Annotated in this window: 16 protein-coding genes; 9 read left to right on the forward strand and 7 right to left on the reverse strand. The window is 64.4% G+C overall.

Features of this window, described 5'->3' with window-relative positions:
• Positions 1 to 46: 46 nt before the first annotated feature.
• From OIE68_RS01445 to OIE68_RS01455, 3 genes are all read left to right on the forward strand, one after another.
• Positions 47 to 868, forward strand: a complete 822-nt coding sequence (locus OIE68_RS01445) for an SDR family NAD(P)-dependent oxidoreductase (RefSeq protein ID WP_327097571.1) — start codon at positions 47 to 49, stop codon at positions 866 to 868.
• Between the two features lie 282 nt (positions 869 to 1,150).
• The gene (locus OIE68_RS01450) at positions 1,151 to 1,906 is read left to right on the forward strand and encodes an NADPH-dependent F420 reductase (protein WP_327097572.1); all 756 of its coding nucleotides are present in this window, start codon (positions 1,151 to 1,153) and stop codon (positions 1,904 to 1,906) included.
• 118 nt (positions 1,907 to 2,024) lie between these two features.
• Positions 2,025 to 3,848 (forward strand): CocE/NonD family hydrolase, encoded by a 1,824-nt coding sequence (locus OIE68_RS01455; protein ID WP_327097573.1) that lies wholly within the window; start codon positions 2,025 to 2,027, stop codon positions 3,846 to 3,848.
• A 286-nt stretch (positions 3,849 to 4,134) separates the two neighbouring features.
• On the opposite strand, the gene OIE68_RS01460 is transcribed toward OIE68_RS01455, so the two are convergent.
• On the reverse strand, positions 4,135 to 4,302 hold the full coding sequence (locus OIE68_RS01460) for a hypothetical protein (RefSeq protein ID WP_327097574.1): 168 nt from the start codon (positions 4,300 to 4,302) through the stop codon (positions 4,135 to 4,137).
• On the reverse strand, positions 4,302 to 4,598 hold the full coding sequence (locus OIE68_RS01465; RefSeq protein ID WP_327097575.1) for a hypothetical protein: 297 nt from the start codon (positions 4,596 to 4,598) through the stop codon (positions 4,302 to 4,304). The genes OIE68_RS01460 and OIE68_RS01465 overlap by 1 nt, the downstream gene beginning before the upstream one ends.
• Before the next feature lie 211 nt (positions 4,599 to 4,809).
• Here OIE68_RS01465 and OIE68_RS01470 point away from each other — a divergent pair, with 211 nt between their 5' ends.
• Genes OIE68_RS01470 through OIE68_RS01480 form a run of 3 tightly spaced genes read left to right on the forward strand, consistent with a single transcriptional unit; the run spans position 4,810 to position 6,495 of the window.
• Positions 4,810 to 5,142, forward strand: coding sequence for a hypothetical protein (locus tag OIE68_RS01470; RefSeq protein WP_327097576.1), 333 nt, complete (start codon positions 4,810 to 4,812; stop codon positions 5,140 to 5,142).
• Entirely contained in the window at positions 5,120 to 5,647 is a 528-nt protein-coding gene (locus OIE68_RS01475; RefSeq protein WP_327097577.1) for a DUF6879 family protein, read from the forward strand. The genes OIE68_RS01470 and OIE68_RS01475 overlap by 23 nt, the downstream gene beginning before the upstream one ends.
• Entirely contained in the window at positions 5,644 to 6,495 is an 852-nt protein-coding gene (locus OIE68_RS01480; protein ID WP_327097578.1) for a helix-turn-helix transcriptional regulator, read from the forward strand. Before OIE68_RS01475 ends, OIE68_RS01480 begins: the two co-directional genes overlap by 4 nt.
• Before the next feature lie 49 nt (positions 6,496 to 6,544).
• Here OIE68_RS01480 and OIE68_RS01485 read toward each other — a convergent pair whose 3' ends face one another.
• The 4 genes from OIE68_RS01485 to OIE68_RS01500 form a co-directional block, all read right to left on the reverse strand.
• Complete coding sequence (locus tag OIE68_RS01485; RefSeq protein WP_327097579.1) at positions 6,545 to 7,159, reverse strand: hypothetical protein; 615 nt, start codon at positions 7,157 to 7,159, stop codon at positions 6,545 to 6,547.
• A 768-nt stretch (positions 7,160 to 7,927) separates the two neighbouring features.
• Complete coding sequence (locus OIE68_RS01490) at positions 7,928 to 8,689, reverse strand: SDR family NAD(P)-dependent oxidoreductase (RefSeq protein ID WP_327101549.1); 762 nt, start codon at positions 8,687 to 8,689, stop codon at positions 7,928 to 7,930.
• Between the two features lie 16 nt (positions 8,690 to 8,705).
• A complete protein-coding gene (locus OIE68_RS01495; protein ID WP_327097580.1) occupies positions 8,706 to 9,896 on the reverse strand; it encodes a thiolase family protein in 1,191 nt (396 codons plus the stop codon).
• A 117-nt stretch (positions 9,897 to 10,013) separates the two neighbouring features.
• On the reverse strand, positions 10,014 to 11,645 hold the full coding sequence (locus OIE68_RS01500) for an AMP-binding protein (RefSeq protein WP_327097581.1): 1,632 nt from the start codon (positions 11,643 to 11,645) through the stop codon (positions 10,014 to 10,016).
• A gap of 604 nt (positions 11,646 to 12,249) precedes the next feature.
• Here OIE68_RS01500 and OIE68_RS01505 point away from each other — a divergent pair.
• From OIE68_RS01505 to OIE68_RS01515, 3 genes are all read left to right on the forward strand, one after another.
• Positions 12,250 to 12,429: an SDR family NAD(P)-dependent oxidoreductase gene (locus OIE68_RS01505; protein WP_327097582.1), complete on the forward strand. Its 180-nt coding sequence runs from the start codon at positions 12,250 to 12,252 to the stop codon at positions 12,427 to 12,429.
• 23 nt (positions 12,430 to 12,452) lie between these two features.
• Complete coding sequence (locus OIE68_RS01510) at positions 12,453 to 13,292, forward strand: mycofactocin-coupled SDR family oxidoreductase (protein WP_327097583.1); 840 nt, start codon at positions 12,453 to 12,455, stop codon at positions 13,290 to 13,292.
• 120 nt (positions 13,293 to 13,412) lie between these two features.
• Positions 13,413 to 13,952 (forward strand): nuclear transport factor 2 family protein, encoded by a 540-nt coding sequence (locus OIE68_RS01515; RefSeq protein ID WP_327097584.1) that lies wholly within the window; start codon positions 13,413 to 13,415, stop codon positions 13,950 to 13,952.
• A 126-nt stretch (positions 13,953 to 14,078) separates the two neighbouring features.
• Here the strand turns inward: OIE68_RS01515 and OIE68_RS01520 are convergent, their stop codons facing one another.
• Entirely contained in the window at positions 14,079 to 14,828 is a 750-nt protein-coding gene (locus OIE68_RS01520) for an NADPH-dependent F420 reductase (RefSeq protein ID WP_327097585.1), read from the reverse strand.
• Positions 14,829 to 14,990 lie beyond the last annotated feature (162 nt).

Raw genomic sequence — 14,990 nt, forward strand, 5'->3', positions numbered from 1 at the left:
ATGGTCTCTTATGTTGCCTTCGTATCCCTTTTGAGGAGTGCTTCCCATGAGCAAGATCTGGTTCATCACCGGTTCCTCGCGCGGCCTGGGCCGCCGGTTCACCGAGGCCGCGCTATCGCGCGGCGACAAGGTCGCGGCGACCGCCCGCAACACCGACGCATTGGCCGACCTGGTCGCCGCCCATGGCGATGCGATCCTGCCGCTGCCCCTGGACGTCACGGACAAAACCGCCGTGACGGAGTCCGTCCAGCGTGCCCACGAGCACTTCGGACGCCTGGACGTCGTCGTCAACAACGCCGGCTACGGCCTGTTCGGCATGGTCGAAGAGCTGACCGAAGACGACGTCCGCGCCCAGTTCGAGACGAATATGTTCGGCACCCTGTGGGTCATCCAGGCGGCACTGCCCTACCTCCGCGCTCAGGGCAGCGGCCACATCATCAACGTGTCCAGCCTGCTCGGCCTCGCCGCCTTCCCCACAACGGGCGGCTACACCGCCACCAAGGCAGCCGTCGAGGGACTCTCGGACTCCCTGGCCCAGGAAGTGGCGGCCTTCGGCATCAAGGTCACTGTCGTCGAGCCCGGCCCCTTCGGCACCGAGTTCAACACGTCCTCCGCCTATTCCGCACCGTTGTCCGCCTACGACAGCTTCCGGGAGACGGTCAACGCCAGCTTCGCCACCCTCCCGAATCCCGACCCGGCGGGCGTCGGCCCCGCGCTGCTGAAGGTCGTCGACGCCGACGCCCCACCGTCCCGGATCTTCTTCGGCACCTTTCCTCTCCAGGTCGTCCCGCAGATCTACGCCGACCGGCTCAAGGGCTGGCAGGAGTGGGCCGAGGTATCCGCCGCGGCCGAGGCCGGCCCAGCCTGACCGGCCCCCGTCCGGCGTTTCCGGCGCCGGGCGGGCCGTCCACCTCACGCACTGCCCGCCAGACCTGCAACTCGACCGGCAACTCGCTGGTCCTATCGCCATTCTCGAGTAGCCGACGAGCGGATGTCGGTGTCGGATTCTGACCTCCGATCAGTCATCGCGACTGGTCGTCAGGCGGTCGACGAGTTCGTCTGCCTTGACGCACCTCACGCGTCAACGACTTGCCCCTGACACTGATGTCACGTCTTAGCATCTGCCCGGTGGCCTATCCGCCCACGGCGTATGGCTCTGGGCGACCCGCAACAAGGAAGAGGAACTGCGATGCCGACACTGGGAATTATCGGAAGCGGAAACATTGGGTCCGCGGTCGCGCGGTTGGCGGTAGCGGCGGACATCGATGTCGTGATCGCCAACTCGCGTGGGCCGCAGAGCCTGGCCGATCTCGTCGAGAAACTGGGGTCGCGAGCAACGGCAGGCACCGTGGAGCAGGCTGCCAGCGCCGGGGAGACAATCCTGCTCAGCATCCCGCTGTCCGGGTACAGTTCTCTGCCTGCTCAGCTACTGCGGGGCCGGACCGTGCTGGATACCGGCAACTACTATCCTCACCGCGACGGTCGGATCGGCGAACTCGATGCCGAAAAGATGACCACGGCTGAATTGGCCCAGCAGCTCTTGCCGGGCGCCCTGCTGGTCAAGGCATTCAACAACATCCTGGCCCACCATATCCCGCAGCTCGCCCGCCCAGCCGGGGCGCCGGACCGCAGCGCTCTGCCCATCGCGGGTGCGGACCAAGGGGCGAAGACTCGGGCGGCAGAGCTGATCGACCGGCTCGGATTCGATACCGTCGACGCCGGAACACCCGGTGAGACTTGGCGTTTCGAGCCTGAGGCCGGTGCATACACCCGGATTTACCTTGCCGACCCCAGCGTGCCGGTCGAGCGCATGCTCGAAGCTCCGGCCGCGTCGCTGTCGGCCGACAAACTGCGCGCCGCGTTGGAGGCGAGCGAACGGGTGAAGGTAGCCGAGCGCACCTTCTGAAGTTCGCAACGAGCCCTCCGCCGGAGAACCCGACGGAGGAGGCCATGTCACCCGAAACGCGCGATGACCCTCATGCGGACCGGTAGCCGAACCCTCGCACTCGTAGGCTCACGGCGCAATGACCACCCCCGCTACTCATGATGAGTTGCGTAAGGGTTGTGTGTCTGGTCACGATGGGTACTATATCGAATACGCTGGTACCCAGTTAAGTTTTCTTTCGGGCTGTCGTGATGGAGTTGTCCGAGTGATCAGTGAGGATCCAATGAGTCAAGTGGCTATCGAGTTCGACGTGTCCGTACCCATGCGTGACGGGGTGATTCTGCGGGCCGACGTCTACCGGCCCGTCGGTGCGGGGCCGTGGCCGGTTCTCGTGCAGCGCACCCCCTACGACAAGGCTTCGCCGCTCGGGACCGCCCAGCTCGACACGCTCAAAGCTGTTCGGCGCGGTTACATCGTGGTGCAACAGGACACGCGAGGAAGGTTCACATCCGACGGCGAGTGGCTGCCGTGGGCCTATGAGCAGCAAGACGGTTACGACACCATCGAGTGGGCCGCTGCGCTGCCCGGTAGCAACGGCAATGTGGGAATGTTCGGTGCAAGCTACTCCGGCAATACCCAATGGGCCGCGGCCATCGCGGGGGCGCCGCACCTACGCGCCATCGCGCCGCAGATCACCTGGTGCGAGCCCGCCGACGGAATCTTCTTCCGTGGCGGAGCGATCGAACACGGATTGAATCTGTGGTGGTCGCTGATGGTCTCGGCGAGCCAGTATCCGAAGGTGGCGGCGGATACCGAGGAGCTGTTCGCCAAGCTGGGTACCACGATTCGCGACTTCGACGGGCTTGCCGAGGTGACATATTGGGAATTGCCCTCCGGCGCGTCGCCGGCATTGGTGCGCACGAACCTGCCGGATATCGGTGTGCAGCGTGGCTTGCGTGATCCCGCCTCGACGGCCGAGGCCCGGGTCGCGGGCCGGCACGGGGAGGTCACTGTCCCGTCCTTGAACGTCGCGGGCTGGTACGACGTGTTCTCGCAGGGCTCGATCGACAATTACCTCGCCGCACGCGAACAGGGCCACACGACTCGACTGATCGTCGGGCCATGGGAGCATCTGAGTTTCCTCAGCCCCAGGCCAGAGCAGGTCGGCGTGGTGAACTACGGGCTGGCCTCGGTGGCGCCGCCGAGCTGTGACGGGACCATGACCGGTATTCAGCTGGACTGGTTCGACCAGTTCCTGGCCAGCGAACCGGTCGACGCCGAACCGGACCCGGGCGTGGACATCTTCGTCATGGGCGTGAATCAGTGGCGACACGAGCCGCAATGGCCCCTCGAACGCGCCCGCGACACCGAGTTCTTCCTCCATCCCGGCGGTCATCTGTCGACTTCCACCCCGGCAGAGAACGAGGCGCCTTCGTCCTACGTCTATGATCCCGCCGACCCTGTGCCGACCACGGGCGGCGCGCTCATCATGGCGAGTGGCTTCCTCCCCGGCGCCCTCGACCAGCAGGCAGTGGAGTCCCGTGCGGATGTGCTGGTGTTCACCAGCGATCCGCTCCCCGAGGACCTCGAGATCACCGGCCGGGTCACCGCGACCCTGTTCGCCGCCACCGACGGGCCCTCCACGGACTGGGTCGTGCGGCTGTGCGAGGTCGACGAACGAGGAATCTCGTTCAACATCGTCGACGGCATCACCCGCGTCACCACCGAGCCCGGACGCATCGACGAGCACGAGATCGACCTGTGGTCGACCAGCATCGTGATCAAGGCCGGGCATCGGCTCCGGGTCCAGGTCACCTCCAGCAACTTCCCGCGCTGGGACCGCAACCTCAACACCGGAGAGGATCCGACCGTGGCCATCGAGCACCGTATCGCCCGCCAGAAGATCTTCCACGACCCCGCGCGGCCCTCCCGGCTGATCCTGCCGGTGATCCCCGCCACCTAGAATGCCGCCGCGAAGGTCTGCGGTCAGCCCCAGACCTTCGCGGCACACGGGTTTGTGCCATAAGGTGTACATAGCTGGACGGTAGCCCATGCAGTCGAGAGGGGGACACGTCGCCGGGACGCACCCGGTTCGCCCTGTCATGGCGCGGTCGGCGGATTGCTGTCCTCGTCCTCGATGCGTTTCCGAATCGCTGCCACGCTCCGGTCTTTCGGAATGCGCTCTGGCCAGCAGACCACGCCGATCAGCACGGCCAGCGGCACACCACCGCTAGCACCAACCCGAACCGTCATGGCGCGGTCGGCGGGTTGCTCTCCGCCTCCACCCGCCGCCGGATGGTCTCCACCGTGCAGTCCTTCGGGATGCGCTCGGGCCACAGGATCGCCGCGACGAGCACCGCCAGGGGCAGCGCGAAGACCAGCACCCACCCGAGCGTTATCCATATGCCGCCGCTCATCAAATCTCGTTGTCCTGCATCGAGATTGGCGCTATGTCGATCACCGGCGACATGGACAGGAGGCCGCGACGGACATCGGCCAGAAGGTCTGTGTCGATCGGCGCGTACGTCACGGCTGCGATTGCCGCCGTGGCATCGGCGTGGAGTTCGCGGAGTTCTTCGAGATCGACCGGCCACCCGTCGTCACCGACCAGAGCCCATGACCCGTCGTCGTGCTGGAGGTAGCGCACGCCGCCCTCCGGGGCGAGCGCCAGCTTCCGGGCGTCTTCGTCGTTGCGTCGCGCGGGTAGATCCACTCCCGCCTCCTTCCGTCGTCCGGTTGGCTTGCACCCGCCGCCGGGGTGAGAACACCCGGAGGCGGGGCATGAAAAGCACGCTAAGCGTGTGAAGTTCGCCGCCGACACAAAAGTGCGTGTGAGTGCGCGAAACGTTGGCGCATCCATCTCCAAGCAGTGAGAATCGCAATACGAGGTGCACTCAGCCCGGACACCACGAGAGGACAAAACCATGCGAGTTCGACTGATCGGCGGCGAATCCGGCGAACACGGGTCACCCCGTGTGTACGTCACCGAGACCGAGCCACTGCGCTACGCGGTGCAGGGCTGGAAGACCGACGACCCCGGCACCGTCGAAATCCCCCACAAGTTGCTGTGGTTCACCGAGCCGGGCACTTGCATTTCGGGGCTGCGCGATACCGGGCACGGTTCGTTCCTGCTGTCGGGTGAGCCCGTGACCGATGCGGAAGCGCTGGAGATCATGCGGATTCCGGCCCACGAGACGGCTGTGTTGGTGTCGGTCGGTCAGGAGGTGCGCCCGGATGCGTCTGTTGCTCGGTGGTGATGCGTTCGGGCCGGTGTTCGACTCCGCGCGGCACCGCCTGTTCCATCTCGAAACCCGCGACGACTACTCGGCCGAGAACGAAACCGCCGCGCTGACGCGGTGGAAGGCCGACGAGACCGCCGACCCGCGCGCCGAGTCGTTCCCCGCCTGGGCCGCAACGGTATCGGGGATCGTCGGCCGGGGCGTGGCGGTGCAGCGTGCCCGGATCGTCACCGAGCCGCACTCGACCTACACGCGGTATCTGCTCGCGCTGGCCCGGCACAACGCCGATGCGGGCGAGGGCATCCGGTATCTCGCCCGGCATGACGCCGAGGCGTCCGACTCGGAGGCCGAGGACTTCTGGCTGGTCGATGACGATGCGGCGGCTTACAGCCTGTTCGATGATCGCGGGTTCTGGGTCGGCGCGGCGCTGACCCACGATCCGGCGATCGTCGGCCCGGCGGTGGCGATCCGGGATCGGGTATGGGCGGCGGCGACTCCGTTCGAGGAGTACACGGGCAGGTGACCGGACCCGCACGGGCGAAGGCGGCTCTCGGGGCACGGCTCCGGGAGTTGCGAAAGGACGCCGGGCTAGACGGTCGGCAGCTCAGCACCGCCGCCGGTTGGCACTGGAGCAAGACATCCCGGATCGAGCTGGGCAAGCAGATGCCGAGCGAATCCGACCTGGCGGTGTGGTGCCGAGTCAGTGAAGCCCCGTTGGCGCTGCCCGATCTGGTCGCAGCGCTGCGTAATGTCCAAGCTCAGTGGGCAGAGTGGAAGCGCGTCACCGCCGCCGGGCACGAGCGCCGACAGCGCAAGTCGGTGGACCTGATGAGCCGAACCTGCTTGCTGCGCACGTACACCACGGAGTTGATCCCCGGACTACTCCAGACGCGGGACTACGCCCGTGAGGTGCTGCGGACCTGCATCGGGTTCGTCGGCACACACAACGATCTCGACGCGGCGGTATCGGCGCGCATGGCCCGCCAGCGTGTCCTACACGAGGACACCTTGCAGATATACGCGCTGGTCCACGAAGCAGCCTTGTGGACGACGCTCGGAAACGATGCCGTGATGGCCGCACAGCTGCGGTATCTACTCCGCACAGCCTTCGGAAACGTGCGGCTGGTCTTCGGCATCGTCCCGCTCGGCGCACCGTTCGTCTACTCCACGACATCGTTCGATCTGTGGGACGGCCGGGCCGCGACCGTGGAGACGATCAGCGCTGAACTCAGCATTGCCACGCCGAGCGAACTCCAGCTCTACGAGAAGGCATGGGACGGGCTGCGCGCCAACGCCGTCTACGGAGACGCCGCCCGCTCGCGGATCACCGCCGCGCTCGAACGGCGCACAGGCCGAGACCCGACCAGGTAGCGAGACAACGCATGGAATCCGTTGCTAGGCCGGTCTGTAATGGGGAACGCTAGATCCAGCCGCCGTGTTTCGAGTGGGTCCCGGTTCCGGGGTCCGGCAGTTCCAAGGTGTAACCGAGTTGGCTGCTGCGCGTCTGCAACGCCCGGCGAATCTCCCGCTTCGACACGCCGTGTAGACGCCATTTCTGGCCGAGTTCGATGGTGTCGGTAAGTACCCGGTTCAGCAGCGGTATCCCGGAGAGAAGGTCCACTCCAGCCGCTTCCACCTCAGGCGGAATGTTCACCGAGCCGTCTTTGCCAACGTACTTTGTCGTACCGGACCCTGCCATGAAGCCCATCTCCATTGTTCGGACCAGCACCTCCGACGCTGACTCCCTGGGAGTGGGTCGTACCATCGAAAGTTTGAGCAGGTCCATCCAGATCTTGTTGACTTCGGTCTCCGCTGCGGCCTTGTCCGTCTCCGCCAACTCGCCCGTGTCTAGTACGCGGCGAAGGACGGCGCTGAGTTCGTTGACCCAGAAGTCCAATTCGTTCGCGTTGCTGTCATTACGGGTCTTCCTGAGGGCCAACCACGCACCGAGCCATACGGTTCCGAAGGTAACCAGTCCGCTTCCGACGACCTGCCCCAGAGTCATCCACAGTCTGAACCATTGATCGGGCGCCATGAACCGGCAGGCTACTACGGGCATGACGTGTGGATGCAGATTGAGCGAGGAAATACGTGTTGCTACCGGGCGCTGCCACACTGGGACAGGCGACGACCCCGGAACCGTGTCAGTGTTCTCGGGTCGTGGTGTGGAAGGGTGCGCCTACCGAGTTGCCTTCGCCCAGTTCAAGCGGTGAATCCAGTGTGCCGACAGTGCCCAGCCCCACGGAAACCCCACGGTTTGCATTCTGGTTTGTATCGGATTCTTCGGATGGCCGGTGGGTGTGGTGATCCTGGGTATCCGAATGCGCACAGCCGAGTTTCGGTGCGCACGATGTGCGGCATAGCCGTGCGTTCCGTCCGGGGCGGGGCCGGGACCGTGCTGGTTGTCGATAAGCGAACAGACCGGGCGTCAGAAAGGTATCAGCCGCCACGTCTCCAACCCCTTTGCTAATGCTCGGTTTTCGCTTTCACCGCACGTCGCTGCCGAACAGCTGCCAATCTTGTTGCGCCGGTAGGCCTCATCGGCTGAGCAATCGGTGAGCGTGAACGCCTCCTTCGAACCCGCTTCACCGTAGAAGAGCGATGCGTAGCCGAGCCGCTCGATCTCGCGGGCTCGCGCAATCACGTCGGTGATCGGCCAGGTATCGCTGGTCCGCCATACACCGACACGACTTCCGAAATTTATCTTGGTCAACGCGAACTTCTCTTTCTCGGACCGGCCTTCCGCGAATTCGTGCGGTGCGTGCCGAGTGCATGTGCATCTGTCGGTCGTCAGTCGTTGCGGTTATCGCGGTGCCATCCGGATGGCACCGTCCAGCCGAATGACCTCGCCGTTGAGCATTGGGTTTTCGACAATATGACGTACCAGTGCACCGAACTCGGCAGGATCTCCAAGCCGAGAAGGATGCGGAACCTGTGCGCCGAGAGATTGCCTGATGTCCGCGGGAAGCATTTTCAGCAGCGGTGTGTCGAAGGTGCCGGGAGCTATTGTCGCGACCCGTATCTGGTGCCGTGCGAGTTCTCGCGCGATGGGGAGCGCCATGGACACGATGCCGCCTTTGGCTGCGGAGTACGCGGGCTGGCCGATCTGTCCGTCGAAGGCCGCCACCGAGGAGGTGTTGACGATTACACCCCGTTCGCCCTCGACGCTGTCTATCGCCGAGATTCTCTCCGCGGCGAGTCTGATGACGTTGAACGTGCCGGTCAGATTGATTCTGACAATGCGCTCGAAGTCGTCGAGGGGAAGCGGCCCGTTCTTACCGAGGACCTTTCCGGGTGGGCCGACACCTGCGCAGTTGACGACGATGCGGAGGGGGCCACGCTCGGCCAGGATGTCCAGTGCGCGAGTGACGTCGTCGGTGGAGGTGACGTCGCCAGGCACGAAAGTCATCGCCCCGCTGTGTTTTTCCTGAATTGCCGCGCCGGGCGATGACGGTAGGTCCAGCACGCCGACATGGACGCCGGCTTTGATCAACACCTCGGTGGTGGCAAGTCCGAGGCCGGATGCACCGCCTGTGACGAGTGCAATCGTATTGTCCAGCTTCATGATTGACGCTTCGCTTTCAGAGTCGTTCGATAATGGTGGCGTTGGCCATGCCGCCGCCCTCGCACATCGTTTGCAGCCCGTAGCGCCCACCGGTGGCTTCGAGGTAGGCCAGCATCGAGCCCAGGAGCCGGCCGCCGGAGGCGCCGAGCGGATGGCCGAGGGCGATCGCGCCGCCAGCGGGGTTGAGGCGTTCCGGGTCGGAGTCGAAATGGCTCTGCCACATCAGTGGAACCGGCGCGAAGGCCTCGTTGACCTCGTAGGTGTCGATGTCGGACAGGGGTATTCCGCTGCGGTCGAGGACCTTCTCGGTGGCCGCGAGCGGGCCGGTCAGCATCAGCAGGGGATCGCTACCCACGACCGCGAAGCTATGGAACCTGGCTCGCGGGGTGAGCCCGAGTGCCAATGCCTTCTCTTCGCTCATGATCAGTGCGGCCGTAGCGCCGTCGGTGAGTGGTGACGAGTTGCCCGCCGTGATCGACCACTTGATGTCGGGAAACCGGGCTGTCGTCTCGTCGCTCTCGAAAACCGGCCGCAACGTCGACAGCGACTCGGGAGTGGTTCCGGCACGGACTGTTTCGTCGAAGTCGATGACGATCGGTGCACCCGACGCGTCAGTGGTGGAAACGCCGATGATCTGGTCGGCCTGCTGACCGAGGCCGACCTTGACGGCCAGACGGTGGGATCGAGCCGCGTACTCGTCGAGCTGCTCGCGATCGAATTTCCATTGAGCGGCAACAAGTTCGGCGCCGATGCCCTGTGCGACGAGTCCGTCCGGGTATCGGGCGGAGAGCGGCCCGGCCGAGGGGTCCTTGCCGCCGGCATTGGAAAACATCGGTGCCCGGCTCATCGATTCGACGCCGCAGGCGATCACGACGTCGTACGCGCCCGCGGATACACCCTGTGCCGCGAAAGCGGCTGCCTGTTGACTGGATCCGCACTGACGGTCGATCGTCGTGGCCGGTACGGATACGGGGAAGCCTGCGGCCAGGACGGCGGTTCGCCCAATGTTCAAGGCTTGTTCGCCCGATTGCGTGACGCAGCCGGTGATGACGTCATCGACCAGTGCGGGATCGAGATCATGTTTGCCGACGAGCGTCCGCAGGAGACCCGCGAGGAGGGTGGCCGGGTGAACGACTGACAATGTGCCGCCGGGTTTCCCTTTTGCGGACGGAGTGCGTAAGACATCGACGATGACTGCTGTGCTCACGTGAGCTCCTTGAAAGTTCGGTTTGTATGCCTGTGCAACCGATGTGACTCGACAGCTCAGCAAGGCCTGCTGTTGTCGACTCCGATCACGCTCGGAGCAGCGTTTTCTCCGGTTCGCTCAGGACGCGCCGCCGTCGGTCGTCGGCTTGGCCGTCGGCCTGACACGTTCGGGTCGGGCCCAGGTGTTGGGCCCTCGACCACGCTCACGAAGCTCGCCCTTGCGGACCCGCTCGGTGGCCGTCTTCGGCAGTCGGTCGACCACCTCGATGAAGCGCGGTCGCATGAACTCGGCCAGCCGGCCGGACAGGAACTCGTCCAACGCAACTTCATCGATGCGCTGCGATTGTTTCGGAACGACGAAGGCCATCACCTCTTGCTCGCCCCACTCGGAGTCCACGCCCACCACCGCGCACTCCATCACGTCGGGATGCTGCAGCACAGCCGTTTCGACCTCGACCGAGGAGATGTTCTCCCCGCGGCGGCGCAACGAGTCCTTGAGACGATCCACGAGGTAGTAGTTGCCCTGCTGATCACGACGGAACGCGTCTCCGGTGTGGAACCACAGATTGCGCCATGCGGCAACGGTTGCCTCGGCGTTTCCCCAGTACCCGGACGCGAAATGCCACGGTTCCCGCGGACGCATTACCAGCTCGCCCACCTCACCGTCCGGCACCTCGTGATCGAACTCGTCGACGATCCTGGCCTCGAACCCGTCGCGTAAGCGACCACAGCTCTGCGGGATGCTGACGTCACAGTCGACCGCGGCGATCGGCGCGCAGACCTCGGTCATCCCCCACTGTGTGGTCACCAGGACATCGTGCCGCTTCTTGAAGTCCTCCACCTCCGGGATCACCGGAATCATCTGCACCAGCCGCAGCGGCGTCGACTCGGGCTGGACGTCGTGGCGGTAGACGAAATTCGCCATCGCTGCGAGCAGCAGCGTGAGGGTGCACCGGTACTTCTCGATGTCCGCCCAGAAGGCATCGGTGGAGAACCGCTCGCGAAGCACAGCTCGCCCACGTACCCGGGCCGCAGTGATCAAGTTGGCGCGATACGTGATGTGAGACGGCGGAAACGGGAGGTAGACAGCGTCCTCATGACTGAGGGTGGATGGCGGGAAGACCCCGAGAGACGCCTCCTTCAACTGGGCGAAGGGCACGACGACCCCTTTGGACAACCCCGTCGTGCCCGAGGTGTAGAGGATGCAAGCGGGAGCGTGCCCCGGTATCAGGTCGCCGGACCATGTCCCCGAGGATTCCCTCGTCGACCCGAGGATGGTGTCTGCGTGGACTACCGAAGTCGGGCCGTCGGTGTGGAGATCGATGTCGCGGCCGCCGATAACGAGGACGTGCTCGATATTGGGCGCTTGGATCAACCCTTCTCGGACCGACGAAAAGTATCGGGCGTCGACCACGGCGACCCGAGCCCGGGTGTCGGTGACGATGTGCTCGAGGAGTGCGCCCCGGTACGCCGGGTTGGCCGAAGCCTCGATCGCGCCGAGGTAGGCAATTCCGCACCACAACTCGACCGAGGCCACCGACGACGCCACGAAAGTCAGGACCGTGTCGCCCGCAGCCACTCCGAGTTCGTCCAAGGCCTGTCGCCAGTCCAGAGCGTTCGCGTGGACTTCACCGTAGGTTCGGACAGGGCCATCGACTTCCTCGAGGCAGATCGCGGCCGGTGACTCCGCTGCGATCTCGGCGATCATGTCGGGATACGCCTCGGCGGTCTGCGCTCTTTCGGGGCTCACTAGCTCTCCTGGTGAATGTTCTCGGTGACCGAACGCCGCGCTGTCATTCCTATGTCGGGGTATCTGCCTCAGTGATGTGGGGCACGGGCGGAAGGATGTGACGGCCACAATACTGACAGATCTTGTCCAAATCAAGACTCGCAACAAGTAGGACAGTCGCTGCGAGGCGATCCTCTGACCACTGTAAAAGTCAGAATATGCCCCTGTGTGCCGTGTGGAACGGCCGGAACGACCTGGCCTCCGGTCGGGACGCCGAGGCGATGGATGCGTGTGTTGCCGAGTTCGGGTGGGGAGTGTTGAGTGACCGAGCTGCGGCATTCAGGGCGCAGGAAGCATCGTCTTCAATGGCGGGTGTGGCTCTTGCTGGAGGCTGATGTGGGGGTGGTTCGCGGGCTGTCGGGTGGGGTGCGATCGCATCTTTCAAATCTGGACGATCTATGTCAGTATGGTGGCGGTCACATCATCTGGGCGACGCCCGGGGCCCGAGTGAGCTGTTCGCGTGTGAAATCCCGTCGCCGACGAGTAGCGGCTCGAGGCCGAGCGTTTCCACGAGGCGGAGCTCGCACCACGCCGCCCTGGTTCTATCCGAGAACGGAGCTTCGCATTGGCTGGACGCATCGACGGCAAGGTCGTCTTTATCACTGGCGCCGCACGTGGTCAGGGCCGCGCCCACGCGATCCGACTCGCCGAGGAGGGAGCGGACATCATCGCCGTGGCCTCGGACGAGGCCCGATTCATCACCGGCGCGGCGATTCCGGTCGACGCCGGCTGCAACCTTCTCTGAACCCGACCAAGGAGCACACAGTCATGGGAAAACTCGACGGCAAAGTAGCCTTCATTACCGGCGCAGCGCGCGGTCAGGGTCGCAGCCACGCGATCCGGCTCGCGCAGGAGGGCGCGGATATCATCGCAGTGGACATCTGCGAAGACATTCCGGGCAGTCCCTATGCGGGAGCGACCGAATCCGACCTCGCAGAGACGGTAAAGCAGGTCGAGGCCCTGGATCGCCGCATCGTGGCGAGGAAAGCAGACGTCCGCGATAACGCAGGTCTGAAGACGGTGGTCGACGAGGGCGTCGAGCAGCTCGGCAGGCTCGACATCGTATGCGGCAATGCCGGAATCGCTGGAATCACCACTCAACCGCAGTCGGTCTGGGAGTTCGACGCCACCGCGTGGCAGACGATGATCGACATCAATCTGACCGGGGTGTGGCATACGGCCAAAGTGGCAGTTCCGCACCTGCTGGAGAACAAGGGCGGCTCTATTATTCTCACCAGCTCGGCGGCGGGTCTGAAGGCGTACGCGAACATTGGGCACTACGTCGCGGCCAAGCACGGCGTGATCGGACTGATGCGGACGCTCGCGTTGGAACTTGCCCCGCACAGCATCCGGGCCAACGCCGTGAATCCCACCCAGGTCGATACGCCCATGATCCAGAACCAGGCGATGCGCCGTCTGTTCCGCCCTGATCTCGAAAACCCGACGAAGGATGATTTCGCGCCGGCTTCCCAAACGCTGCATGCTCTTCCCACTCCCTGGGTGGATTCGGAAGATGTCAGCAATGCCGTCCTGTTCTTGGCCTCCGACGAGTCCAGATACATCACCGGTGTAGCTCTCCCGGTCGACGCGGGTTCCCTCATCAAATAACTCGCACGGGTCGCCGCCGATGCTCGACATCTCTGCGAGCCGGCCCCGCACGGCCGCAGTCCGCACATCGCTGACCGCGGCCGCACGAGGTCGGCTGCCTGCAGGAAGAATGGAATATACATGTCACTGACAGATGCTCAGCTGACCGAGCTGTACGACAAGCAGGCTCTTCACGACAACCTGATGATGTACGTGCGCGGCGCGGACCGGCACGATCGCGAATTGATGAGGTCGACGTACTGGCCGGACTCCTTCGACGACCACGGCGGCTACGTCGGTGACGGCCAAGGATGGGCCGACGCGGCCATGACCTGGCACGACAAGATCCACAGTTGCAACCACCACGTCTCCAACGTCTTGTCCGAGATCGACGGCAATCGGGCAAAACGCGAGAGCATGTTCATCTGTGTGGTCCCGTTCAAGGAACCCGAAGTGACCATGTTCCAAGCCGGCCGCTACCGCGACCTGTGTGAGAAGCGAGACGGGGTGTGGAAGATCCTGCACCGCACGTGTGTCTGGGACTGGATCGACGTCAGGCCGATCAACTCGGACTGGGATGTCGTCAACGTTCCTCGCGTATCCCACTGGGGAGCCTGGTATCCCGAGGACCCGATCTATCTGGACTGGATCGAGAGCCCGCCCACCGAATTTCCCCGGTAGCTTTTCCCCGGGTAGCTCGGTTCGTGCCCCGTGCCCAGGTGAGTGGAAATCCGTTGCGAAATAGGGGTTTCCACTCACCTGGCCGATTTGTCCTTATGGCTGGGTTGTGTTCGCGGCCGAAGAAAACTACATGTACAGCGCGCGGTTCAGACGGACAAGGTAATCGGCACCCGGATCGCGCGCGCCGCTCCCGCTCATCCGTTCCAGGACCGCCGCGAATCCCAAATCCCGGCGCTTGGGCGAGCGCGCTGCATCAGCGGCCGCGAGGGCGGCCGGCATCTCGTCGCGGGACAGGTCCGTGCAATAACAAGGCGTGCCGGGTTGCTGCCGCCACGATTCATCCAGTCCGCCCGCGTCGACCCCGTCGAACCCGGTCTCCTCGACCAGCGCCAGGGCCACTGTGCGATCCCGCTCGACATCGGCGGCGACGGGAATGGCAATGCGGTCCGGGCTGCTCACAGGCTTCGCCTTGTTCGCGAACGAATCCGAACCGATCGCGTTCCATGCCTTGGCGATCGGCCGCCCCAGCCTTTCGACGACCCAAAGGCTCTCGGTGAGGCCGGCATCGATGGCATCGATCCGACCATCGCGCTGCGGGTAGTAGTTCGATGTGTCGATGACAACCGTTTCGGATGGCAGTCGGGCGGTGAGCGGCGCAACTTCCGGCAGACGACTCAGCGGAATGGAGAGGATCGCGATATCGATGTCGGTCATCGCATCCGCCGCGGAAACCGCCCGTCCACCACAGGCGAGGACGTCAGGCTCAATCGTTTCCGGGCCGCGCGAATTCGCAACTTTCACCTCGTGTCCGGCAGCGCTCAACCGCGTGGCCAAGGTTTTTCCGATGTGCCCGGTTCCCAAAATGCCGATCTTCATCCGTATCTCCTTTATCGCTACGATTCATACTCGACCAGGAGATACGCGACGATTCGGGGGAAGGTGAAAGGTCATCGATCGCCTGGTTTCGCCAGTGCGCATGCCCTACCCGTTCCTGTACCCGCAAATCCGGGAACAAATACGGGTAGGGCATGCGCTCGG

This window comes from Nocardia vinacea (genome assembly GCF_035920345.1).
Lineage (GTDB): Bacteria > Actinomycetota > Actinomycetes > Mycobacteriales > Mycobacteriaceae > Nocardia > Nocardia vinacea_A.

What these genes read in the sequence shown, in the direction of transcription:
- OIE68_RS01460 (WP_327097574.1), bottom strand. Translation starts at nt 4,302, where the DNA reads ATGAGCGGCGGCATATGGATAACGCTCGGGTGGGTGCTGGTCTTCGCG.
- OIE68_RS01475 (WP_327097577.1), top strand. Translation starts at nt 5,120, where the DNA reads ATGCGTCTGTTGCTCGGTGGTGATGCGTTCGGGCCGGTGTTCGACTCC.
- OIE68_RS01515 (WP_327097584.1), top strand. Translation starts at nt 13,413, where the DNA reads ATGTCACTGACAGATGCTCAGCTGACCGAGCTGTACGACAAGCAGGCT.
- OIE68_RS01450 (WP_327097572.1), top strand. Translation starts at nt 1,151, where the DNA reads ATGGCTCTGGGCGACCCGCAACAAGGAAGAGGAACTGCGATGCCGACA.
- OIE68_RS01455 (WP_327097573.1), top strand. Translation starts at nt 2,025, where the DNA reads ATGACCACCCCCGCTACTCATGATGAGTTGCGTAAGGGTTGTGTGTCT.
- OIE68_RS01490 (WP_327101549.1), bottom strand. Translation starts at nt 8,689, where the DNA reads ATGAAGCTGGACAATACGATTGCACTCGTCACAGGCGGTGCATCCGGC.
- OIE68_RS01520 (WP_327097585.1), bottom strand. Translation starts at nt 14,828, where the DNA reads ATGAAGATCGGCATTTTGGGAACCGGGCACATCGGAAAAACCTTGGCC.
- OIE68_RS01445 (WP_327097571.1), top strand. Translation starts at nt 47, where the DNA reads ATGAGCAAGATCTGGTTCATCACCGGTTCCTCGCGCGGCCTGGGCCGC.
- OIE68_RS01510 (WP_327097583.1), top strand. Translation starts at nt 12,453, where the DNA reads ATGGGAAAACTCGACGGCAAAGTAGCCTTCATTACCGGCGCAGCGCGC.
- OIE68_RS01485 (WP_327097579.1), bottom strand. Translation starts at nt 7,159, where the DNA reads ATGGCGCCCGATCAATGGTTCAGACTGTGGATGACTCTGGGGCAGGTC.
- OIE68_RS01470 (WP_327097576.1), top strand. Translation starts at nt 4,810, where the DNA reads ATGCGAGTTCGACTGATCGGCGGCGAATCCGGCGAACACGGGTCACCC.